Genomic DNA, 23,013 nt, shown 5'->3' with positions numbered 1-23,013 from the left:
ACAAAAGCCTTTTTGTTTATTTGCACAAAATTACAGCTATGCAACACAATCAATCTTTAAAAAACTACAATACTTTTGGTATTAATGCGCAAGCAACAGCTTTTGTTACAATTACATCGGTAAATCAATTAAAAAATGTAATTACAACAAACAATAATAAACTTCCGCTTTTTATTTTAAGTGGCGGTAGTAACATGTTGCTTACTAAAAACATTGATGCTTTGGTGTTACATATTGATACAAAAGGTGTTGAAATTATTAATGAAGACGACCATTTTGTTTGGATTGAAGCACAAGCTGGCGAAGTTTGGCACGAATTTGTTTTACAAACTATAGATAGAAACTTAGGCGGTTTAGAAAACTTATCGTTAATTCCTGGAAAAGTAGGTTCGTCACCCATTCAAAACATAGGAGCATACGGTGTTGAAATTAAAGACACCATGCATAGCTTAACTGCTTTAAATTTAGAAACATTAGAAACAGAAACTTTTTTAAACACCAATTGTGAATTTGGTTACCGCGAAAGTGTTTTTAAAAGTAAATTAAAAGACAAATACATAATTACATCGGTTACTTTTAAACTAAAAAAAGCACCACATGAATTGCACACAACTTATGGCGCTATTCAGCAAGAATTAGATTTTAAAGGTATTACAACACCTACAATTAAAGATGTTAGCAATGCGGTAATAGCTATTCGCCAATCAAAATTACCCGATCCAAAAGAAATTGGTAACAGTGGCAGTTTTTTTAAAAACCCTGTTATAAGTATTGATTTGTATGAACAACTAATTAAAAAAAACGCAAACATACCACACTACCCCGTAAATAATTTACAAGTAAAAGTTCCAGCTGGCTGGCTAATTGAACAAGCTGGTTTAAAAGGATATCGCAAAGGCGATGCGGGCGTACATACTAAACAAGCCTTGGTGTTAGTTAACTACGGAAATGCTACAGGACAAGAGCTAATAAACCTTGCAAAATATGTTCAAGAAACCGTTTTTAATAAATTTGGAATAGAAATTACGCCTGAAGTTAACATTATTTAATTTTTAAACTTGTACTAATTAACATTTAAAGTAATTTTGCAGCTACATAAAAGCATACTATGGCATTACTACTACTTTATATTTTAGCGGGTTTATTTTTTTGCTTATTGGTTTATTATTTAGGTTTCTTTTGGAGTGCCGCTTTTAATAAACCACAAGAAAATAATGCAAAAAGAATTCCAGTTTCGGTAATTGTTTACGCTAAAAACAATAGTGAAGAGTTGCGCTATTTACTGCCTGTATTGCTAAATCAAAATTACCATCAGTACGAATTGGTGCTTGTAAACAATGCATCTACCGACGATACTTTAGATTTAATTAAAGAATACGCTTTAATGTACCCAAATATAAGAGTGGTTGATGTAGTAAATAACGAAGCCTTTTGGGGCAATAAAAAATATGCACTTACACTTGCTGTTAAAGCTAGTAAAAATGAATATTTAGTTTGTATTGATGCCGATAAAAAAATACACTCTTACAATTGGTTGTTACAACTAACATCGCATTTCACATTACATAAAACCATTGTTTTAGGATCGTTTTTTTACAGCAAACAAAAAGGAATCTTTAATAAATGGTTGCGTTTTTTTCATACAATGCAACAACTACAAGTTTTAGCATATTCCAAAAACAGTACACCTTACAGTTTAAATTTACAGCAAATTGCCTTTAAAAAAGAAGAATTTTATAATGTAAACGGTTTTATTAGTCATTTACAAAAACCGTTATTTACAAACGAATATTTTATAAAAGATGTAGCAACGGTAAAAAACACTGCCATTTGCGAACATCCCGAAGCTTTAATTGAAACCGAAGCTATAAATAAAAATGATTACAAAATTCTTAAAAAACAACAAGTTAAACTACTTACAGACTTAAAAGGAAGTACTTCATTTAAAATAAAATTCTTTAATTTAATACAGTTTTTATTTATTATTGCTGCAATAGTTTCGTTTACTACTTTAACGTATTGGTACATTACATTAGCAATTGTATTACTACGTAAAATACTTTTTTGGATTATTTTTAATAAAGCAGCTAAAAAACTAACTTACACCGATTTAACTTTGCATTTTATTTTATTTGATTTGTTTTATATTTTTATGCAAGTTCAATTATTTTTATCAAATATTTTCAGCAAACCAAAACCCTAATTAATTGAAAACCAATACAGAAACCTTAATTAAAAGCGCAAAATTGGGAAACCAATCTGCTTTTACTACTTTGTTAGATATTTATTGGGGCGAAGTATATCATTTTATATTAAAAAGAACCGAAAATGAAACCGATGCCGAAGATATTACCATTGAAACTTTTGCCAAAGCTTTTGATAAATTAAACACGTTTAACGATACATTTGCATTTAACACTTGGTTAATTACTATTGCCAAAAATGTTCATATTGATTTGTTAAGAAAGCGAAAAGCAAACCAATTTGTAAATTTAAATGATAACGATACCTATTTATTTGAAATTTTAGACGATGATGATTCTTTAGAAGATCAATTAATTTTTGAACAAAACTTAGCTACTTTAAAACGTTGCATTAAACAACTAAAACCTCATTATCAACAAATTATACAATTACGCTACTTTCAAGAACGCAGTTATAACGAAATTGCCGAAATTATAAACGAACCACTTAATAACGTTAAAATTAAAATTTTACGCGCCAAAAAACTTTTAACCGAATTAATTAAAAAAGCATAATTTATAGACATTTGTAATTTTATACTATGTTGTTGGGTTATTATATCGTATTAAAACGACAAATTTTAACTTTCTGCCATTTTATAAAAATATAAATTTGCTGCATGTATGCTTTAGTTGATTGTAATAATTTTTATGCAAGTTGTGAACGTGTTTTTAAACCACAATATCGCAATACCCCCATTGTTATTTTAAGTAATAACGACGGTTGCGTAATTGCGCGCAGTAACGAAGCTAAAGCATTAGGAATACCAATGGGAGCACCTGCCTTTGAATATCGAAATGTATTTAAAGAAAAAGGCGTTCAAGTATACTCGTCTAACTATGCGCTTTACGGAGATATGAGTAATCGTGTAACGCGCATCTTAAAAAAATATACTCCAGACATTGAGGTTTATTCTATTGATGAATCTTTTTTAAAATTTAAAGGTTTTGAAAAATATAATTTAACCGAATATTGTTCTAAAATTCGTAACGAAGTTTTACAAAACACTTTAATTCCTACATGCGTTGGTGTGGCACCAACTAAAGCATTAGCAAAAGCCGCAAACCGAATTGCTAAAAAATTTCCTCAATTAAATGGCGTTTATGTAATTGATTCTGAAGAAAAAAGAATAAAAGCCTTAAAATGGTTGGATATTGAAGATGTTTGGGGAATTGGCAGACAATTTGCAAAAAAATTAAAAACAAAAGGCATAAACAAAGCATACCACTTTACGCAACTACCAAGCGATTACATTCGTAAAGAATTTTCGATTGTTGGCTTGCGCTTAAAAAAAGAATTAGAAGGCATTTCTGTTTTAAATTTAGAAGATGTTCCATGTAAAAAAAGTATTGCTACAACCCGAAGTTTTGATACTACTTACACCAACAAAAGTTATTTACAAGAACGTATTTCTACTTTTGCCACTACATGTGCCGAAAAACTTCGAAACCAAAAAAGCACATGTAATATTGTTACCGTTTTTGTTACTACAAACCGTTTTAATGAAGCACATGAACAATATTACAAATCAATTAATGTTATAATACCATTTGCAACAAATTCAAGCATAGAAATTACTAAATATGCTAAAAAAGGGTTGGAACATATTTTTAAACAAGGGCTTCATTACAAAAAAGCAGGTGTAATAGTGAGCGGAATTGCCCCCGAGAATGAAAAACAATTTAATTTATTTGAAGATGAACCTGTAAATCATAGAAAAATAATGAATGTAATGGATAAACTTAATTTTAAATACGGCTCTAAAAAAATTAAACTAGCATCACAAGCTTTAGATAAAACATGGAAAATGAGACAAGATTTATTAAGCCCAAACTATACAACCGATATAAATGATATTTTAACAATAATATGAAGCTAATAAGTAATATAAAATTTTCAACTGATTTACAATTATTGAAGTTAGATCACGCAAACAAACCTATTTATGTTGAATTTCATGGAAACGTAAGCGCTGGGTTTCCGTCGCCTGCAGAAGATTTTTTACAAGAACGCATAAGTTTAGATCAATTGTATTTAAGTAAGCCCGAAAGTACGTTTTTAACTAGAATTGGCGGGTTATCTATGTTTCCCGACTATCAATTGAACGATATCATCATCAATCGATCAGACTATGAATTACAACATGGTGATGACGCAGTAGTTTCTGTTAATAATTCAGACTTTACCTTAAAAAGATACAATGCTGAAACAAATACTTTTTATGCTATAAATGAAGATTTTAAAGATGCTTTTAAAGTAACTAATGATGATGTTGTAGTACTGCTTGGCGTTGTAGATACTATTGTGCGCGAAAGAAAGAAAAAAAACAACAAAAAGGCGTTTTAATACACATGCCCCTAATAGTTAACTATTAGGGGCATGTGTATTTTTGCAGCACTTTTATTTACTTAAAATATCTAGTAAATCTTGCAAGGTACCATTTTGCTGCTCACCAGTTTGTAAGTTTTTCAAAGCAAATATGTTTTGATTCATTTCTGTTTCGCCAACAATTACAGCGTATTTAATTCCTTTTTTCTCGGCATACTGAAACTGTTTTGCCATTTTTGCTTTATCGGGATACAATTCACACTTTACACCTTTATTACGTAAATTCGCAATTGCTTTTAAACAATATTTTGCTTCGTTTTCGCCAAAATTTAAAAACAAAACATCGGTAACATTAGTAACTGTATTAGGAAATAGGTTTAACTCTTCAACAACCAAATAAATGCGATCTAAACCAAAAGATATACCAACACCACTCATGTTTTTTAATCCAAAAATACCTGTTAAATCATCGTAACGGCCACCGCCACCTATCGATCCTAATTGAACCGTTGCAGGTGCAGCAACTTCAAAAATAGCTCCCGTATAATAATTTAAACCACGAGCCAATGTTACGTCTAAATCTAAAATAGCCGATTGTAAGCCTAATTCTTCAACAGTTTCACAAATAAAAGTAAGTTCATTTACCCCTTTTGTGCCTTCTTCAGAAGTTGCAAGTAATTGGCGTAATTGGTCAATTTTTTCAGTTAACGTTCCGTTAAATGCAAATAAAGGTTGTACTTTAACTAAAGCCTCTTCAGAAATTCCTTTAGCTAACATTTCAGTTTTAACACCTTCTTCGCCAATTTTATCTAGTTTATCTAAAGCAACAGTAAAGTCAATTAATTTATCGCTTGCACCAATAACTTCGGCAATACCAGCTAAAACTTTTCTATTGTTAATTTTAATGGTAACGCCTTCTACTTTTAAATCGGTAAAAACGGCATCGTACAACTGTACCAATTCCACTTCTTGCCATAACGATGTAGATCCTACTACATCGGCATCGCATTGGTAAAACTCACGATAACGCCCCTTTTGCGGACGATCGGCACGCCAAACCGGTTGTATTTGGTAGCGTTTAAACGGAAATTCTAATTCGTTTTGATGTTGAACTACAAAACGTGCAAACGGAACCGTTAAATCATAACGCAACGCTTTTTCTGATATTTGTGAGGTTACTTTTTGGCTGTTTTTTTCGTTTAATAAGGTTTCGTTGACCTTAGAAAGATAATCACCAGAATTTAAAATTTTAAAAATTAAACGATCACCTTCTTCTCCATATTTACCCATTAAGGTTTCAGAATTTTCAAACGAAGGTGTTTCAATTGGTTGAAAACCGCTGCGTTCAAAATGTTTTTTTATGGTAGATATAATGTATTGACGCTTTGCTACTTCGATTGGAGAAAAATCTCTTGTTCCTTTAGGAATACTTGGTTTTTGTGCCATTTTAATTTTTATTTATGCAAATATAGTAGATATAGTTTGAAAGTTATTAACCGAAATGTTTAAAGTTTACTTGATTTTTAAGCTTGCTTTTAACATGCGATTGTTTTCTATAAAATCTTTTTTCAATTCAATTGATTTAAAATATTCCGAAACCATTTGTTTCATTTCATTTCCTAAATATTGGTTGATTTCAAAAAATAAAAAACCGCTATCGTCTAAGCATTTATTTGCTAGTTGTGAAATTTTTCGGTAAAAAATTAACGGATCATTATCATCTACAAACAAAGCTAAATGAGGTTCGTGTTGCAATACATTTTGGTTAATTTCTACTTTTTCAAGATTGCGAACGTAAGGCGGATTTGAAACGATGATATCATAAGTATCTAATTGCTTTGTGCACAAAATATCTTGTTCAATAAAAGTAACTTCAGCTTGCAGATTCACAGCATTTTCATTAGCAATTTTAAGTGCATTAACAGATACATCAATTGCCGAAACTGTTGCTAACGGAAATTCCTTTTTAATAGTAATGGGTATACAACCTGTACCTGTACCAATATCTAAAACACGCCATTTTTTGGTAGGTTGTTTGTTCATTTCGGTTAAAATCCACTCTACTAATTCCTCTGTTTCGGGTCTAGGAATTAATGTTGCAGGCGATACTTTAAAATCGTAACCATAAAAATTTGCTTGCTGAGTTATATATTGTATGGGTTCGTTATTTTGCAAACGCTTAATAACAGCATCTATTTTTGACTGATTTTTCATCAAAACCGACTCGTTCCCATTCAAAACAACATCAACTTTGCTGTAATTCAATACAAATTCCATTACCAAATAAAACAAATTCAATCGCTCTGTTTCATCATAAAATAAAGGAAGTTGGTTTAGAAATATATTTTTATAATTGTTAACCGTCATCTTTTTATAATTTTGTAAAAAAACTATCACATGCGTACCAACGAACATTTTATGCAAAGGGCTTTATTTTTAGCTAAAAAAGGGTTAGCTGCCGCTATGCCAAATCCATCGGTTGGTGCAGTAATTGTTCACAAAGATACAATTATTGGCGAAGGTTTTACAAGTGCTTTTGGCGGTGCACATGCCGAAGTAAACGCTATAAATGCAGTTAAAAATAAAGATTTACTAAAGCAAAGTACTTTGTTTGTAACTTTAGAACCTTGTAGCCATTTTGGAAAAACACCGCCTTGTGCCGATTTAATTGTAAACATGCAAATACCAAATGTGGTAATTGGTTGTGTGGATCCGTTTGCGAAAGTTGCAGGTAAAGGCATTGAAAAACTTAAAAATGCAGGTGTGAATGTTTTGGTTGGAATTTTAGAAAATGAATGTATAAAAAGCAACCAACGTTTTTTTACTTTTAATCAAAAAAAACAACCTTATATTATTTTAAAATGGGCTGAGTCGGCCGATGGATTTACAGCTCCAAAAAATCAAAACGAGCAAAAACCTGTTTGGATTTCAAACAATTACGCGCGCCAACTTACACATAAATGGCGCAGCGAAGAAATGGCTATTTTAGTAGGAACACAAACGGTTTTAAAAGATAATCCGTCGTTAACAACTCGTGATTTTTTTGGAAAAAATTTGGTACGTATTTATATTGATACCAATCATAAAATAAACACGGCCTTTGCAATTACAAATTTTGATGGAAAAACCATTTGCTTGTGTGCAGAATTACCTTTAAAACCAATTGATAAAATCATTTATAAAAAAATAGATTTTAAAAATTTACCTGTCGAAGTTGTAAGAATTTGTATGGAAGAAAATTTACAATCGCTAATAATTGAAGGAGGCACCAACACACTTCAGCAATTTATTAATGCAAATTATTGGAATGAAGCACGCGTTTTTAAAAGCGAAATTCAACTTAAAACAGGAATAAAAGCAGCATTGTTAAATAATGCAACTCAAATTTCAACTCAAAAAATTAAAAATAACATTTTAACTTATTTCAAAAACCCAAAAAATGACTGATACTTTTAAAACAATAGAAAGCCCTAGCGAAGAAATATTGTTTAAAGAAAAAAACAGTAAATTTTATGGTTATGCTTTTCCTGTACAAACCGAAAGTGAGGTAAAAGAAATTTTAGAACAACTTAAAAAACAACATTACGCTGCAAGGCATTGGTGTTATGCATATCAATTAGGCACTTTAAAAACTACTTATAGGGCTAACGATGATGGCGAACCTAACAACAGCGCAGGTATGCCTATTTACGGACAAATTCAATCGTTTAATGTTACAAATATTTTAATAGTTGTGGTACGTTATTTTGGTGGAGTTAAATTAGGAGTTGGCGGTTTGGTTTCCGCTTATAAAACTGCTGCCGAAATGGCACTACAAAACAGTATAATTATTGAAAAAACAATAAACACACACTACTTAATTAAGTTTGATTACAAAAACATGAATAAAGTAATGCGTGTTATTAAAGAAAAAAACGTAAATATTGTAAACCAAGTTTTAGAATTAAGTTGCTTAATTGAAATTTCCTGCCGATTAACTCAAAAAGACGAAATTTACAATGCCTTTAATCACATTTTTGAAGTTGAGATTACCGAAAAAAAAAACTAATCTACAAGCTTGGTTGCATTTACCCGTTTACTAACTTCATTAAAAAATCAGGAACTGCAGTAGGGCGCTTGGTTTTCATATCTACAAACACCAAAACAGTATGTGCAGTTGTTAATAAGTCGCCTTGTTCATTAAAAATTTCATAGTTAAATTCAATCTTTACACCACCTAAGTAAATCATCGTAGTAACAATAGATAATTCGTCATCATAATACGCAGGTTTTTTGTAATTCATATGTAACGAAACCACAGGTAACATAATTCCTTGCATTTCTAGTTCTTTATATGAAATCCCTTTATTTCTAAGCCATTCCACCCTACCCATTTCAAAATATTGAGCATAATTACCATGATAAACCACACCCATTTGGTCGGTTTCTGCATAACGCACACGTACTTTTATTGTATCTTGTTGCATATAAATTAACATTAGTTTTTTTAATTAAATAAAAACAGTACTTACAATTTTATTTCTAAAAATCAAATACAAAAATCATTTTTTTTGATGAATTTTATTCACATATTTGTAAATGAAAATGTGTTTTATGTAACTCTTTAAAACACTATTATTAAACACTATTATTACAGAAAAAAATGCTTGACTTTACACAAGAAACCGCAATAACTGTTTGGAATCGTTGTCTTCAATACATAAAAGACAACATTGGCGATCAGGCGTTCAAAACTTGGTTTGAACCAATTGAGGCTATTGAGTTAACAGAAAACGCTTTGTATATTCAAGTACCAAGTAAATTCTTCTACGAATGGTTAGAAGAACATTATGTAAAGGTATTAAAATCTGCATTAACTAAGGAACTAGGTCCTAAGGCAAAGTTATTGTATAAAATTAAAATGGAAAACGCATCGGGAACAAAACAACCGTTTACCGAGCAATTGCCTAGTACCCAAAGAGAACCTGTTAAAACACAAGAGTTAGATGTACCTGTACAAACAAAAAATCCCGAATTAAAAAATCCGTTTGTAATACCTGGTATACGCAATGTAAAAATAGAATCGCAATTAAACTCCAACTATAGCTTCGATAATTTTTTAGAAGGCGAATCAAACCGATTAGCTAGAAGTGCAGGTATGGCAGTTGCAAACAAACCTGGTGGTACAGCATTTAACCCCTTTTTAATTTACGGTGGTGTAGGACTAGGAAAAACACACTTAGCACATGCAATTGGTGTTGAGATTAAAGAAAAATATCCCGAAAAAACGGTTTTATATATTTCTGCCGAAGTTTTTACACAACAATATGTTGATTCGGTTAGGAAACAAACACGTAACGATTTTATCTATTTTTATCAATTAATAGATGTTTTAATTGTAGATGATATTCAGTTTTTATCTGGAAAATCAGGAACACAAGATGTTTTCTTCCATATATTTAACTACTTGCATCAAAACGGCAAACAAGTTATTTTAACTTCAGACAAGGCACCCGTTGATATGCAAGATATTGAACAACGCTTGTTATCGCGTTTTAAATGGGGATTATCGGCAGAAATTATGCATCCTGATTTTGAAACCCGTGTAAACATTTTAAAAAACATTTTGTACCGCGATGGTGTTGAAATATCAAACGATGTTGTTGAATACGTTGCTAAACACGTTAAAACAAATGTACGTGAATTAGAAGGTGCCATTATTTCATTAATCGCGCAATCGTCTTTTAACAAAAAAGAAGTTACTATTGATTTAGCTAAAACGGTAATTGAAAAATTTGTTAAAAACATACGTAAAGAAATATCTATTGATTACATTCAAAAGGTAGTATCTGATTATTTTGAATTAGATATAGATACCCTTTGTTCAAAATCAAGAAAACGCAACATTGTACAAGCCAGACAATTAGCTATGTTCTTTGCAAAAAAATACACCAAAGCTTCGTTAGCAAATATTGGTTCGCAAATTGGTGATCGTGATCACGCAACGGTTTTACATGCTTGCAAAACAGTAGATAATCTTTTAGAAACGGATAAAGAATTCAAAAGTCATTTTGATGATATCAACAAAAAATTATCTATTTAATGACGCGAATTTTAATGGTATGTTTAGGCAATATTTGCCGATCACCCTTAGCAGAAGGAATTTTAAAAAGTAAAGTAAACCCTGCTACCGTTTTTGTAGATTCTGCAGGTACAGGCGCTTGGCATTCTGGTGAATTACCCGATAAACGCAGCATAGCAATTGCTAAAAAATACGGTATTGACATTACCAATCAACGCGCACGTTTATTTTTGGTGGAAGACTTTGACAAATTTGATAAAATTTATGTAATGGATAAAAGCAATTACATTAACGTTTGTAAACTAGCACCTAATAACAATGCTATTGATAAAGTTGAATTAATTTTAAATGAAAGCTTCCCTAATTCAGAACTTGAAGTTCCAGACCCCTATTACGGCGGCGAACAAGGTTTTGAAAACGTGTATAACATGTTGAATGATGCTTGCGAGAAGATAAAGATACAATTAGAAAATATATAAATATGATAAATACAAAAGCCCTGCATTTCAGGGCTTTGTTTATGTTATTTAATTAAAAAAATGAAGTAATTATGAAATTTATCTACATCATATTTTTTATGATATTAAATTTATATATATTTTCTATTTTAACGAAAAAAATAAAATTTAGTTTGAATATAAAAAAAGTATTAGGTTTTTTTCTAATTATTTTTATTTTATGCCATTTTATGCATGTTTTCGATACAACCATTTCAAATGAAGTTTTTACTATTTTACTTCTTTTTAGCGGGTCTTTCTTTATTTTTGATTTTGGGAGAAATATTGCAATATGGGTTAAGACAAACCTAAATAAGAATGAAAAAGATAAATTATTAATTAAATGGTTTAACTTTTGGGTTAACTACGTAATATATGCAATGATTTTTATTTTTCAGATAGCAACTCTAATAGAAAATTGAACATAATTTTATATGACAACATTAGGTACATTATATTTAATCCCTGTTATGTTAGGCGATACTGCGGCTAACGAAGTAGTTCCAGCAAGCGTTATACGTGCTGTATCGCTTATTGATGATTACGTAGTAGAAAACAGTAAAGTAGCGCGTAAGTTTATAAAAGCTATGGTACCCGAAAAAGTACAAGCTTCTTTGCAATTATTTGAATTGAATAAACACACGAACTCCAACGAACTTAAATCTTTTATACAGCCCTTGTTAGAAGGAAAAAATATGGGATTAATGAGCGATGCCGGTTGCCCTGGCGTGGCCGATCCTGGTGCTGTAATAGTTGCTATGGCTCATGAAAAAGGTATTAAGGTGGTACCATTAGTAGGGCCATCGTCTATTTTATTATCGTTAATGGGTTCGGGTATGAATGGGCAATCGTTTACTTTTAACGGATATTTACCTATTGATAAAACAGATAAAAGAACAATGCTGAAAAATCTGGAGAAATGGTCGTTTGAAAGAAATCAATCACAACTATTTATTGAAACGCCTTATAGAAACAATCAGTTAATAGAAGAAATGGTACAAGTTTTACATCCAAATACCCTACTTTGTGTTGCTTGTGATTTAACATTGCCTACTGAAATTATGCTAACAAAACCAATAAGCTTCTGGAAAAAACATAAAATAGATTTACATAAACGACCGTGTATCTTCATAATTCATAAAAAATAAGCAAAACGTAAAGTTTTGCCTATTTTTTTATTCCATATAAAAAACCTAACCGCATGCGAATCAGCATTTTTTTTACAAAATTCCAGAAAAATGTATGTTGACCAAATAAAGTACCAATTATAATTAGCAGTATTTTATAAACAGGTAAAATTAAAATTATTGAAAGTGGCCAATAAATTAAAGGGTGTAAACTATTTTTTGTTATACCTATCATCTCTAAAATTGGTCGAGTAATGTATGCCGATGTACTTCCTGTAATTGCAAACACAACCAAAATGATAATAAACTGAAAATTAGACGTTATTCCCCACTTTTCTTTTAAAGAAGCCATTGTAATTTTTTTACAAAAATACATTATTTAAACTAATTTTAAATAAAATAAATTCAAAAAAAGTAATCAAAAAAAGCATTTTAATTTAGTTTTTATATTGAACAATATAACACTACATTTGCGTTAATCTAAATAAAAATAAAATGGTAACTACAGATCAAATAAAAGGTCTTATGGATCGCCTTGGTGCGTTAAGGAGGTATCTTTGACATCGATCAAAAACTAATTGAAATTCAAAACGAAGAAGAAAAAACATTTGCACCCGATTTTTGGAACAATGCCAAAGAAGCCGAAGTGATTGTTCGCTCTATTCGTTCTAAAAAAAAGTGGGTAGAAGGTTATGAAAGCGCTGAAAACAACGCAGAAGAATTACAAATTTTAATGGAATTTTTTGCAGAAGGTGATGCCAGCGAAGACGAAGTTCAAAATCAGTATAATAAAACCCTTGAAATTGTTGAAGATTTAGAATTTAGAAACATGCTATCGGACGAAGGTGATAGCATGAGTGCTGTTTTACAAATTACTGCTGGTGCAGGTGGAACAGAAAGTTGTGATTGGGCAGCTATGCTTATGCGCATGTACCTAATGTGGGGCGAAAAAAATGGCTATAAAATTAAAGAGCTCAACTTTCAAGAAGGCGATGTGGCAGGTATTAAAACGGTTACTCTTGAATTTGAAGGTGAATTTGCTTTTGGGTATTTAAAAGGTGAAAATGGCGTGCATCGTTTGGTACGTATTTCTCCGTTTGATAGCAATGCAAAACGTCACACTTCATTTGCTTCGGTTTATGTATATCCGTTAGCCGATGATACTATAGAAATTGAAATAAACCCATCTGATATTTCATGGGAAACCATGCGTTCATCAGGTGCAGGTGGGCAAAATGTAAACAAGGTTGAAACCGCTGTACGTTTACGCCACCACCCTACCGGCATTATTATTGAAAATTCTGAAACGCGTTCACAGTTAGATAATAAAACAAAAGCCATGCAATTGTTAAAATCGCAGTTGTATGAAATTGAATTAAAAAAACGACAAGCAAAGCGCGATGAAATTGAAGCTAACAAAATGAAAATTGAATGGGGATCGCAAATACGCAATTATGTAATGCATCCTTATAAATTAGTAAAAGATGTTCGTACCCAATTTGAAACAAGCGATGTGGAAAGCGTTATGAACGGAGGTATTGATCCGTTTTTAAAAGCCTACTTAATGATGATGGGCCAAAAAGAAAGCGAATAACTTATATGTAAAAAAATCCGTCTTAAATATTAATATTTAAGACGGATTTTTATTATAAAAAATTCATAAAAACTTACTGTAAACTTGCTAAACTTTGTTCTAAAGTTGCAATTTTTGCTAAAGCGTCGGCTTCTTTTTTACGTTCGTTTGCAATTACTTGTTCTGGTGCACCGCTTACAAATTTTTCGTTTGATAACTTGCCTTGAACTGATTTTAAAAATCCTTTAGTGTACTTTAATTCTTCTGTTAATTTAGCAACTTCAGCAGCTAAATCTACATTTCCACCAACAGGAATGAAATATTCGTTTGACTTTACACGGTACGATAAAGCGCCATTTACTTTTTCAGTTACGTAAACCAAATCAACAATATTGCCTAATTTCATTATAACCGAATCAAAATAAGTAGATGCTTTTTCGTTATTAACCACTTTTAAATCAATGGTTTCTTTAAACGAAATATTTTTATCCTTGCGTATGGTTCTTATTCCCGAAATAACTTCCGTAGCAAAATCAAAATCTTTAATTAATTGTTCGTTAAAAGGTTTCATTTCTGGCCACGATGCAATTATTAAAGCTTCGTTTGGTGTTCTTTCAGAAATAAGCTGCCAAATTTCTTCGGTTAAAAACGGCATAAACGGATGCAACAATTTTAAGTTAGCTTCTAACATTTCAATAGCTTTATTGAAAGTAGTTTTATCAATTGGTTGTTGGTATCCAGGTTTAATCATTTCTAAAAACCATGAACAAAAATCATCCCAAACCAATTTATAAATAGCCATTAACGCGTCTGAAATTCGGTATTTATCAAAGTTATCTTCAATTTCAACCAAAGCTTTTTGCAATTTTGCTTCGTACCAATCAATTGCAACTTTAGCCGATTCAGGTTGTGCTACATCAGCAACTTCCCAACCTTTAATTAGGCGGAATGCATTCCATATTTTATTAGCAAAACCTTTACCTTGGTTACATAATTCTTCGTCAAACAAAATATCGTTTCCTGCAGAAGAACTTAAAAGTAATCCAACACGAACGCCATCTGCACCAAATTTTTCAATTAAACCAAGTGGTTCAGGTGAATTACCTAATGATTTAGACATTTTTCTACCTTGCTTATCGCGTACTAAACCAGTTAAGTAAACGTTAGTAAAAGGTTTATCGTTAGCGTATTCATAACCTGCAATAATCATTCGGGCAACCCAAAAGAATAAAATATCTGGTCCGGTAACTAAATCGTTGGTTGGATAGTAATATTTAAACTCTTCATTTTCAGGATCCATCATTCCTCCAAAAACCGAAATTGGCCATAACCATGATGAAAACCAAGTATCTAATGCATCTGGATCTTGACGTAAATCGGCAATTGTTAAATTTTGGTTAGCGGTTTTAGTTTGTGCTAAAACTAAAGCATCTGCAACAGTTTCGGCAACAACAAAATCTTCTTTTCCATCGCCATAGTAGTATGCTGGAATTTGCTGGCCCCACCATAACTGACGAGAAATATTCCAATCGCGGATGTTATTTAACCAATGCGCATAGGTGTTATTAAAACGCGAAGGATGCAATTTAATTTCGTTAGTTTCTAAAACTGCTTTAATGGCTGGCTTAACTAAATCGTCCATTTTTAAAAACCATTGATCAGATAATCTAGGTTCAATAACTGCTTTGGTTCTTTCAGAAGTTCCAACGTTATTTATATGGTTTTCAACTTTAGCTAATGCGCCTATGCTTTCTAATTCTTTCTCGATTTCTTTACGAACTTCAAATCGATCTTTGCCTTCGTAATGCAATCCAAACGAATTTAAAGTAGCGTCTTCGTTAAAAATATCAATAATTTCTAAACCGTGTTTATCGCCTAATGTTTTATCGTTCACATCGTGTGCAGGTGTTACTTTTAAGCAACCCGTACCAAATTCCATATCAACATATTCGTCAAAAATGATAGGAATAACGCGGTTACAAATAGGAACAATTGCTTTTTTCCCTTTTAAATGAGTGTATCTTTCATCTGCTGGGTGAATACAAATAGCAGTATCGCCCAAAATAGTTTCAGGACGTGTAGTTGCAATAGTTACAAACTCTTCACTGCCTTCAATTTTATATTTTAAATGGTACAATTTACCTTGACGTTCTTCATAAATCACCTCTTCATCAGACAAGGTAGTTTTAGCTTCAGGATCCCAGTTTACCATTCTATATCCGCGATAAATCATTCCTTTATTATATAAATCAACAAACGATTTAATTACAGAAGCACTCATATCATCGTCCATTGTAAATTTGGTACGATCCCAATCACATGAACAACCTAATTGTTTTAATTGTTCTAAAATAGTTCCACCGTATTTTTCGGTCCAATCAAAAGCATGTTTTAAAAACTCTTCTCGTGTTAAATCGGCTTTGTTAATACCTTCTGCTTTTAATTTAGCAACAACTTTTGCTTCGGTTGCAATAGATGCGTGATCGGTACCAGGTACCCAACAAGCATTAAAACCTTTTAAACGTGCACGACGAATTAATACATCTTGTATGGTATTGTTCAGCATGTGCCCCATGTGTAATACTCCGGTTACATTGGGTGGTGGTATAACAATTGTGTACGGTACCCTGCTATCGGGTGTAGATTTAAAATATTTATTTTGCATCCAATATGCATACCATTTTGTTTCAACTTGTTTTGTATCAAATTGTGCTGGAATCATCATATATACTTTTATTAAATCGTGTGTTTAAAAAACAAAAATACAATATTCTTTGTATATTGTATCACTTTAAAATTAAATTGTTAAGTTTGGCACAACATTTGAAATATGAAGTTAAAGAAAAGTAATTTTTTTTTATATTTATTTGCTTTTCAAATCAAACTAATTAAATTTACATAATTAAAATTATTTAAAACAATGAAAAAATTTTTAGGAATAGTAGCGATGACATTGGTTGGAGCTGCTTCATACGCACAAACTGGTCCAAAAATTGAGTTTAAGGCAGAGAACAATACTATTGATTATGGTACTGTTGTTAAAGGACAAGATAGTGGTGTAAGAACTTTTGAATTTACAAACACAGGTGACGAGCCTTTAGTAATTACAAATGTACGTTCTTCTTGTGGTTGTACGGTACCTTCTAAACCTGCTGCTCCGATTATGCCAGGTAAATCTGACAAGATTGAAGTAAAATACAACATGAACCCAGGAACTATCTCAAAAACTATCACAGTTGAGTCTAACGCTAAAAATGTTGACGGTGGTACTGTTGCTTTATATATTAAAGGAAAAGTTGTAGAAAGCTAAAAATTAGTATTTTTTAATAAAAAAGGTCCTTAATTATGATTTAAGGACCTTTTTTTATATTTAATTTACAATAATAAAACAAAATTGAAACAAAAAACCCTTAAACTATGGTTTAAGGGTTTACATTGTGACGATGGCAGGATTCAAACCTGCAACCTTCTGAGCCGTAATCAGATGCGCTATTCAGTTGCGCCACATCGCCATGATGTTTTTTATGTATTTATTTTGTGACGATGGCAGGATTCAAACCTGCAACCTTCTGAGCCGTAATCAGATGCGCTATTCAGTTGCGCCACATCGCCTTAATTATTTAACGGTGCAAATATACTATGTTTTATTACACTTTACCAAATATTTTAAATGTTTTTTTTGTAAAAAATCACACATTAACACTAACCTATTTATAACTAAACAGTTGTAGTAAATTAAAAAAACATTTGTAGCTTATTAAAACTTAAAATAAATTTGATGTTTCTAATACAAGTTAAAACAAAGTGTTTTCATATCTACAATTTTTACTAAAATCAACTAATGAACATGGCGTTCATTCGCCATTTGTTTTTAATTACATTACCAAAGGTTTGTATCAACAAAAACAAAATACAACAGCTGCTAACAAAACAAATAAATGGGTTATGTTAACTTTAAATTATTTTAACCCCAAAACTATTTACTTTTTAACCAACGATTTTGCGCTTGCTACAAATGAATCCATAATTAAAAAAAAAACCAATTCTACTAATGCAGCGTTTATAGTAGCAAATTTCAATACAGTAACGTACCAAAGTTTAACACAAGCTATAAATACTTTAACAAATGATCAACTGCTATTAATTACTTACAATACCTATCCAAAAAAGTTTTTAAATGATATAAAATCTAATAGCGAAATTACTTTAGTTATTGATTTCTATTATGGTTGCTTACTATCAAAACGTACCGAGCAACCTAAACAAAATTTTCGCATTCGTTTTTAAAAAACATTACCCAAATACACTAAAGCTCCTAATTTTTAACCTATATTTACAGAAACCATTTTTATGAAAGTTTATACAAAAACAGGCGATAAAGGAACCACTGCCCTATTTGGTGGAACGCGTGTACCAAAATATCATTTACGCATTGAAAGTTATGGAACAGTTGACGAATTAAATTCGCATATTGGTTTAATTCGCGACCAAAACATGCATCAAAAACACAAAGAACAACTTGTACACATACAAGATCGTTTGTTTACTGTAGGTGCCATTTTAGCAACCGACCCTGAAAAAGCAATATTAAAAAACGGTAAAGAGCGTTTAAACATTCCTAAAATTTCAGAAGAAAACGTACATTTTTTAGAAAACGCTATTGATGAAATGGAAAGTAAATTACCGCAAATGACACATTTTGTTTTACCAGGTGGGCACACAACCGTGTCATATTGTCATATTGCGCGTTGCGTTTGTCGTAGAGCCGAACGTTTAGCCACCCATTTAAATGACATAGAACCTACCGATGAAATGGTTTTAAAGTATTTAAACCGACTTTCTGACTACTTATTTGTATTGGCACGAAAGTTGACATTTGACTTACAAGCCGAAGAAATAAAGTGGATACCTGAAAAAAATTAAGGCTTACACAAAAAAACGTTCTTTATTTAGAAATATTTAATGAAAAAAAAATTGGTTTTTTCATTATAAAATTTATTTTTGCAAATAATTACTAAAAATATACAAAGATGTATTGGACATTAGAATTGGCGTCGTATTTAAGTGATGCACCATGGCCAGCTACAAAAGATGAGCTTATAGATTACGCCATCAGAACTGGAGCACCTTTAGAAGTTGTAGAAAACTTACAATCTATAGAAGATGAGGGTGAAATCTACGAATCTATGGAAGAAATTTGGCCAGATTATCCTTCGGATGAAGATTATCTTTGGAACGAGGATGAATATTAAAATACATACAAATAAAAAGTCTCGGTAATTAAGAGGCTTTTTTTTGTAACCACCTATCACGGAATATTAATTTAAAACTAACATATTTATGAGTATCATAAATAGTATCTTAAAAGCTTTTGTAGGCGATAAGTCACAGAAAGACGTTAAAGCAATTCGCCCGATTGTTGATAAGATCAACCAATATTACAATTCGTTTGAAAGTTTATCAAACGATGATTTAAGAGCTAAAACTATTTCTTTTCAAGAAAAAATTAAACAATCGCGCTCAGGTCAAGATGCTAAAATTGCATCGTACCGCGAAGAGTTAGAAAAAACTACAGATATTGATAAACGCGAAAACATTTACGCAAGTATTGATACTTTAGAAAAAGAAGCTTATACCCTATCTGAAAAAGCGTTATTAGAAATTTTACCTGAAGCTTTTGCTGTTGTTAAAGAAACCGCACGTCGTTTTACTAATAACAACGAATTAGTTGTTACTGCAACAGAACAAGATAAACTTTTTGCACAATCAAAAGGCCACGTACTTATTGAAGGTGACAAGGCTATTTGGTCTAACACTTGGGAAGTAGCAGGTAAAATGCTTAGTTGGAACATGGTACATTACGATGTACAAATGATTGGTGGTAGCGTTATTCATCAAGGTAAAATTGCAGAAATGCAAACAGGTGAAGGTAAAACATTAGTTTCTACTTCGCCAATTTACTTAAACGCTTTAACAGGTAATGGAGTTCATGTTGTTACCGTAAATGATTATTTAGCTAAACGTGACTGCCAATGGAATGCACCACTTTTTGAATTTCATGGATTAACGGTTGATTGTATTGATAATCACCAACCAAACTCTGAAGGTCGTCGTAAAGCTTATCAAGCAGACATTACTTATGGTACAAATAACGAATTTGGTTTTGATTATTTGCGCGATAACATGGCACATACACCTGAAGAATTAGTACAACGTAAACACAATTTTGCGATTGTTGATGAGGTAGATTCAGTTTTAGTTGATGATGCACGTACACCATTAATTATTTCAGGACCTGTTCCAATGGGCGATCGTCATGAATTTTTAGAATTAAAACCAAAAGTTGACAATTTAGTTGCACAACAACGCCAATTAGCCAATAACTTTTTAACCGAAGCTAAACGCTTAATAAAAGCAGGCGATACCAAACAAGGTGGTTTTAACTTATTGCGTTCGTACCGTGCCTTGCCTAAAAACAAAGCTTTAATTAAGTTTTTGTCTGAAGAAGGTGTGAAACAAATTTTACAAAAAACCGAAAACCATTTCATGCAAGACAATAACCGTGAAATGAAAAAGGTTGATGAAGGTTTGTTGTTTGTAATTAATGAAAAAAACAATCAAGTTGAGTTAACCGATAATGGTATTAAAGCATTATCACAAGGTATGGACGAAAACTTTTTTGTTTTACCAGATATTGGAACCGAGATTGCTAAAATTGAACAATTAAACATTTCGGCAGAAGAAATGTCTGAAAGAAAAGAAATTTTATTTCAAGATTTCGGAGTAAAATCAGAACGTATCCACACCTTAACACAATTGTTAAAAGCGTATGCTTTGTTCGAAAAAGATGCAGAATACGTTGTTGTAGACAACAAAGTAATGATTGTAGACGAGCAAACAGGCCGTATTATGGACGGACGTCGTTATTCAGATGGTTTACATCAAGCAATTGAAGCTAAAGAAAATGTAAAAATTGAAGCGGCAACCCAAACATTTGCTACAGTTACATTACAAAACTATTTCCGTATGTACAGCAAATTATCAGGAATGACGGGTACAGCTATTACAGAAGCAGGCGAATTTTGGGAAATTTACAAATTAGATGTTGTTGAAATACCAACAAACAGACCTATTTCACGTGAAGACCGCGAAGACAAAATTTACCGTTCTATTCGTGAAAAATTCAACGCTGTTATTGAAGATGTAGTGGAATTATCAGAAGCAGGACGCCCTGTATTAATTGGTACAACATCGGTAGAAAACTCTGAATTATTAAGCAGAATGTTAAAAATGCGTGGTATTAAACACAACGTATTAAACGCAAAATTACACAAACAAGAAGCGCAAATTGTTGAAGAAGCTGGTAATTCTGGCATTGTTACAATTGCAACCAATATGGCTGGTCGTGGTACCGATATTAAGCTTACACCCGAAGTTAAAGAAGCAGGTGGTTTAGCAATTATTGGAACAGAACGTCATGATTCTCGTCGTGTTGACCGCCAGTTACGTGGTCGTGCTGGTCGTCAGGGTGATGTTGGTTCTTCTCAATTCTACGTTTCGTTAGAAGATAATTTAATGCGTTTATTTGGTTCAGAACGCGTTGCAAAAATTATGGACGGAATGGGCTTAAAAGAAGGTGAAGTTATTCAACACTCTTGGATGACAAAATCTATAGAGCGCGCACAAAAACGAGTTGAAGAAAATAACTTTGGCGTTCGTAAACGTTTGTTAGAATATGATGATGTTATGAATGCACAACGCGAAGTAGTGTATAAACGTCGTAAACACGCTTTACACGGCGATCGTTTAAAAGTAGATATCGCTAATATGATGTTTGATTTGTGCGACTATTTAGTAGAAGGCAACAAAGTAGGTAGCGATTTTAAAAACTTTGAATACGATTTAATTAAAATATTTGGTATAGAATCGCCTTTTACTGTTGATGAATTTAACAAGTTAAGCGAAAATGAACTAACAGATAAATTGTACGAAGTTGTTTATAAAAAATACATGACTAAGTGCGATGAAAGTGCTATTGAAGCTTTTAAAGTAATTAAAGGTGTACACGAAAACGGTGGTTATGAACGTATGGTAGTACCTTTTACCGATGGTTTAAAAACCATTAACGTAGTTACCGATTTAAACAAAGCGTACGAAAGTGAAGGAAAAACACTAATTAACGATTTTGAGAAAAACATTGTACTTTCAATTGTTGATGAAGCTTGGAAAAAACACCTTCGTAAAATGGACGAGTTGAAACAATCGGTTCAATTAGCAGTTCACGAACAAAAAGATCCTTTATTGGTATATAAATTTGAAGCTTTTAACTTATTTAAAGATACCATGCAAAATATTAATAAAGATGTGATTTCGTTCTTAATGAAAGGTGATTTACCTAAACAACCTGAACAAGAACAAAACAATGAACCTCAAATAAAAACAAACGGTTCGTTCACCATTTAAAACAAAACAAAAAAACTCCAACTTTAAAAAGTTGGAGTTTTTTTTGTTTAAATAAATCTAGTTTATATACTTGAAATTGTTTCCGTTTTCTGAAAATTAATACTATATTTTTTATACGAAATTATATACGATTTTTATTATTTTTTATATATTTTTATGATGATAAATTACAAATATGAAAGCAATAACTATAAAAATCAAACAATTTAAGGAATTATTTGAGCTACGTGAAATACCTTTTCTTTGGAGAGGACAATCAAATGCAGAATGGACGCTACAAACATCAATTGAAAGACAAATTGATAAAACGAGTTGTACTCCTTTAATAGAATCAACAATTTTAAGGGAGTTTAAAAGAAAACAACATTTGTATGAAAATTCAAAAGATATAGTTAATAATGATTTTGAATGTATTGCTAAAATTCAACATCACGGAGGACCAACCAGACTTTTAGATTTTACAAATTCATTATTTATTGCTTCTTATTTTTGCTTTGAAGATTTTGATAATAAAAATGATGGAGCTATTTGGGGGATAAATTCATTAAAATATATCCGAATAGATCCTGACTTAGAAGTTGAGAAAATGATGCAAGAATTAATATATGGTAAAACCAGCGATTTATTTTCGACATATATAGGCGGAAGAAATAAAAAGAAAAAAGTAATTTTTATAGAACCGTACATACTGAATCATCGTCTTCATGTATAACAAGGTAT

The 23,013-nt window shown here is 31.6% G+C and carries 22 protein-coding genes and 2 tRNA genes; 17 read left to right on the top strand and 7 right to left on the bottom strand.

Annotated features, from left to right (window positions below; all coding sequences use genetic code 11):
- Window positions 1–38: 38 nt before the first annotated feature.
- The 5 genes from murB to P3875_RS06125 all read left to right on the top strand — a co-directional run bounded on the left by murB (window position 39) and on the right by P3875_RS06125 (window position 4,590).
- On the top strand, window positions 39–1,049 hold the full coding sequence (gene murB, locus P3875_RS06145; protein ID WP_303445398.1) for a UDP-N-acetylmuramate dehydrogenase: 1,011 nt from the start codon (window positions 39–41) through the stop codon (window positions 1,047–1,049).
- Between the two features lie 59 nt (window positions 1,050–1,108).
- Window positions 1,109–2,203, top strand: a complete 1,095-nt coding sequence (locus P3875_RS06140; protein WP_303445397.1) for a glycosyltransferase — start codon at window positions 1,109–1,111, stop codon at window positions 2,201–2,203.
- Window positions 2,204–2,207: 4 nt separating this feature from the next.
- Window positions 2,208–2,759: an RNA polymerase sigma factor gene (locus tag P3875_RS06135; protein WP_303445396.1), complete on the top strand. Its 552-nt coding sequence runs from the start codon at window positions 2,208–2,210 to the stop codon at window positions 2,757–2,759.
- A gap of 104 nt (window positions 2,760–2,863) precedes the next feature.
- Complete coding sequence (locus P3875_RS06130) at window positions 2,864–4,117, top strand: Y-family DNA polymerase (RefSeq protein WP_303445395.1); 1,254 nt, start codon at window positions 2,864–2,866, stop codon at window positions 4,115–4,117.
- A complete protein-coding gene (locus tag P3875_RS06125; protein WP_303445394.1) occupies window positions 4,114–4,590 on the top strand; it encodes a LexA family protein in 477 nt (158 codons plus the stop codon). The genes P3875_RS06130 and P3875_RS06125 overlap by 4 nt, the downstream gene beginning before the upstream one ends.
- Window positions 4,591–4,644: 54 nt before the next feature.
- Here the strand turns inward: P3875_RS06125 and hisS are convergent, their stop codons facing one another.
- Together hisS and prmC are read right to left on the bottom strand one after the other, a co-directional pair.
- Window positions 4,645–6,018 (bottom strand): histidine--tRNA ligase, encoded by a 1,374-nt coding sequence (hisS, locus tag P3875_RS06120; protein WP_303445393.1) that lies wholly within the window; start codon window positions 6,016–6,018, stop codon window positions 4,645–4,647.
- Window positions 6,019–6,084: 66 nt separating this feature from the next.
- The gene (prmC, locus tag P3875_RS06115) at window positions 6,085–6,939 is read right to left on the bottom strand and encodes a peptide chain release factor N(5)-glutamine methyltransferase (RefSeq protein WP_303445392.1); all 855 of its coding nucleotides are present in this window, start codon (window positions 6,937–6,939) and stop codon (window positions 6,085–6,087) included.
- Window positions 6,940–6,969: 30 nt separating this feature from the next.
- On the opposite strand from prmC, the gene ribD reads away from it, so the two are divergent.
- Together ribD and P3875_RS06105 are read left to right on the top strand one after the other, a co-directional pair.
- Window positions 6,970–8,019, top strand: coding sequence for a bifunctional diaminohydroxyphosphoribosylaminopyrimidine deaminase/5-amino-6-(5-phosphoribosylamino)uracil reductase RibD (gene ribD / locus P3875_RS06110; RefSeq protein WP_303445391.1), 1,050 nt, complete (start codon window positions 6,970–6,972; stop codon window positions 8,017–8,019).
- Entirely contained in the window at window positions 8,012–8,620 is a 609-nt protein-coding gene (locus P3875_RS06105) for an IMPACT family protein (RefSeq protein ID WP_303445390.1), read from the top strand. The genes ribD and P3875_RS06105 overlap by 8 nt, the downstream gene beginning before the upstream one ends.
- 19 nt (window positions 8,621–8,639) lie before the next feature.
- Here the strand turns inward: P3875_RS06105 and P3875_RS06100 are convergent, their stop codons facing one another.
- Window positions 8,640–9,038: an acyl-CoA thioesterase gene (locus P3875_RS06100; RefSeq protein ID WP_303445389.1), complete on the bottom strand. Its 399-nt coding sequence runs from the start codon at window positions 9,036–9,038 to the stop codon at window positions 8,640–8,642.
- 176 nt (window positions 9,039–9,214) lie between these two features.
- On the opposite strand from P3875_RS06100, the gene dnaA reads away from it, so the two are divergent.
- The 3 genes from dnaA (at window position 9,215) to P3875_RS06085 (ending at window position 12,278) form a co-directional block, all read left to right on the top strand.
- Entirely contained in the window at window positions 9,215–10,654 is a 1,440-nt protein-coding gene (gene dnaA / locus P3875_RS06095; protein ID WP_303445388.1) for a chromosomal replication initiator protein DnaA, read from the top strand.
- The gene (locus P3875_RS06090) at window positions 10,654–11,112 is read left to right on the top strand and encodes a low molecular weight protein-tyrosine-phosphatase (protein WP_303445387.1); all 459 of its coding nucleotides are present in this window, start codon (window positions 10,654–10,656) and stop codon (window positions 11,110–11,112) included. The genes dnaA and P3875_RS06090 overlap by 1 nt, the downstream gene beginning before the upstream one ends.
- 452 nt (window positions 11,113–11,564) lie before the next feature.
- Window positions 11,565–12,278, top strand: a complete 714-nt coding sequence (locus P3875_RS06085) for an SAM-dependent methyltransferase (protein ID WP_303445386.1) — start codon at window positions 11,565–11,567, stop codon at window positions 12,276–12,278.
- Window positions 12,279–12,297: 19 nt separating this feature from the next.
- On the opposite strand, the gene P3875_RS06080 is transcribed toward P3875_RS06085, so the two are convergent.
- The gene (locus P3875_RS06080) at window positions 12,298–12,609 is read right to left on the bottom strand and encodes a DUF6787 family protein (protein WP_303445385.1); all 312 of its coding nucleotides are present in this window, start codon (window positions 12,607–12,609) and stop codon (window positions 12,298–12,300) included.
- A 143-nt stretch (window positions 12,610–12,752) separates the two neighbouring features.
- Between P3875_RS06080 and prfB the strand changes: the two genes are divergently transcribed.
- Window positions 12,753–13,851 (top strand): peptide chain release factor 2 gene (gene prfB / locus P3875_RS06075; RefSeq protein ID WP_303445384.1). Its coding sequence is split into 2 segments (ribosomal slippage): window positions 12,753–12,815 and window positions 12,817–13,851, totalling 1,098 coding nucleotides; the frame shifts between segments, so codons are not numbered across the junction.
- A 73-nt stretch (window positions 13,852–13,924) separates the two neighbouring features.
- On the opposite strand, the gene P3875_RS06070 is transcribed toward prfB, so the two are convergent.
- The gene (locus P3875_RS06070) at window positions 13,925–16,555 is read right to left on the bottom strand and encodes a valine--tRNA ligase (protein WP_303445383.1); all 2,631 of its coding nucleotides are present in this window, start codon (window positions 16,553–16,555) and stop codon (window positions 13,925–13,927) included.
- Between the two features lie 195 nt (window positions 16,556–16,750).
- Here P3875_RS06070 and P3875_RS06065 point away from each other — a divergent pair, with 195 nt between their 5' ends.
- On the top strand, window positions 16,751–17,140 hold the full coding sequence (locus P3875_RS06065) for a DUF1573 domain-containing protein (RefSeq protein ID WP_303445382.1): 390 nt from the start codon (window positions 16,751–16,753) through the stop codon (window positions 17,138–17,140).
- Window positions 17,141–17,268: 128 nt separating this feature from the next.
- Here P3875_RS06065 and P3875_RS06060 read toward each other — a convergent pair.
- Window positions 17,269–17,342 (bottom strand) — tRNA-Arg (locus P3875_RS06060).
- A 26-nt stretch (window positions 17,343–17,368) separates the two neighbouring features.
- Window positions 17,369–17,442: transfer RNA gene (locus tag P3875_RS06055), tRNA-Arg, on the bottom strand.
- Window positions 17,443–17,634: 192 nt separating this feature from the next.
- On the opposite strand from P3875_RS06055, the gene P3875_RS06050 reads away from it, so the two are divergent.
- The 5 genes from P3875_RS06050 (at window position 17,635) to P3875_RS06030 (ending at window position 23,005) form a co-directional block, all read left to right on the top strand.
- Entirely contained in the window at window positions 17,635–18,117 is a 483-nt protein-coding gene (locus P3875_RS06050) for a hypothetical protein (RefSeq protein ID WP_303445381.1), read from the top strand.
- A 63-nt stretch (window positions 18,118–18,180) separates the two neighbouring features.
- Entirely contained in the window at window positions 18,181–18,753 is a 573-nt protein-coding gene (locus tag P3875_RS06045) for a cob(I)yrinic acid a,c-diamide adenosyltransferase (protein WP_303445380.1), read from the top strand.
- 107 nt (window positions 18,754–18,860) lie between these two features.
- Window positions 18,861–19,082, top strand: a complete 222-nt coding sequence (locus P3875_RS06040) for a DUF2795 domain-containing protein (RefSeq protein WP_014166495.1) — start codon at window positions 18,861–18,863, stop codon at window positions 19,080–19,082.
- An 88-nt stretch (window positions 19,083–19,170) separates the two neighbouring features.
- Entirely contained in the window at window positions 19,171–22,293 is a 3,123-nt protein-coding gene (gene secA / locus P3875_RS06035) for a preprotein translocase subunit SecA (protein WP_303445379.1), read from the top strand.
- 175 nt (window positions 22,294–22,468) lie between these two features.
- A complete protein-coding gene (locus tag P3875_RS06030) occupies window positions 22,469–23,005 on the top strand; it encodes an FRG domain-containing protein (protein WP_303445378.1) in 537 nt (178 codons plus the stop codon).
- Window positions 23,006–23,013 lie beyond the last annotated feature (8 nt).

Origin of the sequence: Myroides sp. JBRI-B21084 (genome assembly GCF_030545015.1) — a bacterium.
GTDB lineage: Bacteria > Bacteroidota > Bacteroidia > Flavobacteriales > Flavobacteriaceae > Flavobacterium.
Note: the sequence above shows the minus strand (reverse complement) of the source record. Positions and strands in the feature narration are given on the sequence as shown.

Bases quoted from the DNA above. Each gene is read 5' to 3' on its own strand.
- secA (WP_303445379.1), top strand. From the start codon at position 19,171: ATGAGTATCATAAATAGTATCTTAAAAGCTTTTGTAGGCGATAAGTCA.
- P3875_RS06030 (WP_303445378.1), top strand. From the start codon at position 22,469: ATGAAAGCAATAACTATAAAAATCAAACAATTTAAGGAATTATTTGAG.
- ribD (WP_303445391.1), top strand. From the start codon at position 6,970: ATGCGTACCAACGAACATTTTATGCAAAGGGCTTTATTTTTAGCTAAA.
- P3875_RS06070 (WP_303445383.1), bottom strand. From the start codon at position 16,555: ATGATGATTCCAGCACAATTTGATACAAAACAAGTTGAAACAAAATGG.
- P3875_RS06085 (WP_303445386.1), top strand. From the start codon at position 11,565: ATGACAACATTAGGTACATTATATTTAATCCCTGTTATGTTAGGCGAT.
- P3875_RS06105 (WP_303445390.1), top strand. From the start codon at position 8,012: ATGACTGATACTTTTAAAACAATAGAAAGCCCTAGCGAAGAAATATTG.
- prmC (WP_303445392.1), bottom strand. From the start codon at position 6,939: ATGACGGTTAACAATTATAAAAATATATTTCTAAACCAACTTCCTTTA.
- P3875_RS06100 (WP_303445389.1), bottom strand. From the start codon at position 9,038: ATGCAACAAGATACAATAAAAGTACGTGTGCGTTATGCAGAAACCGAC.
- dnaA (WP_303445388.1), top strand. From the start codon at position 9,215: ATGCTTGACTTTACACAAGAAACCGCAATAACTGTTTGGAATCGTTGT.
- P3875_RS06080 (WP_303445385.1), bottom strand. From the start codon at position 12,609: ATGGCTTCTTTAAAAGAAAAGTGGGGAATAACGTCTAATTTTCAGTTT.
- P3875_RS06040 (WP_014166495.1), top strand. From the start codon at position 18,861: ATGTATTGGACATTAGAATTGGCGTCGTATTTAAGTGATGCACCATGG.
- P3875_RS06065 (WP_303445382.1), top strand. From the start codon at position 16,751: ATGAAAAAATTTTTAGGAATAGTAGCGATGACATTGGTTGGAGCTGCT.
- P3875_RS06140 (WP_303445397.1), top strand. From the start codon at position 1,109: ATGGCATTACTACTACTTTATATTTTAGCGGGTTTATTTTTTTGCTTA.
- murB (WP_303445398.1), top strand. From the start codon at position 39: ATGCAACACAATCAATCTTTAAAAAACTACAATACTTTTGGTATTAAT.
- P3875_RS06125 (WP_303445394.1), top strand. From the start codon at position 4,114: ATGAAGCTAATAAGTAATATAAAATTTTCAACTGATTTACAATTATTG.
- P3875_RS06090 (WP_303445387.1), top strand. From the start codon at position 10,654: ATGACGCGAATTTTAATGGTATGTTTAGGCAATATTTGCCGATCACCC.
- P3875_RS06045 (WP_303445380.1), top strand. From the start codon at position 18,181: ATGAAAGTTTATACAAAAACAGGCGATAAAGGAACCACTGCCCTATTT.
- hisS (WP_303445393.1), bottom strand. From the start codon at position 6,018: ATGGCACAAAAACCAAGTATTCCTAAAGGAACAAGAGATTTTTCTCCA.
- P3875_RS06130 (WP_303445395.1), top strand. From the start codon at position 2,864: ATGTATGCTTTAGTTGATTGTAATAATTTTTATGCAAGTTGTGAACGT.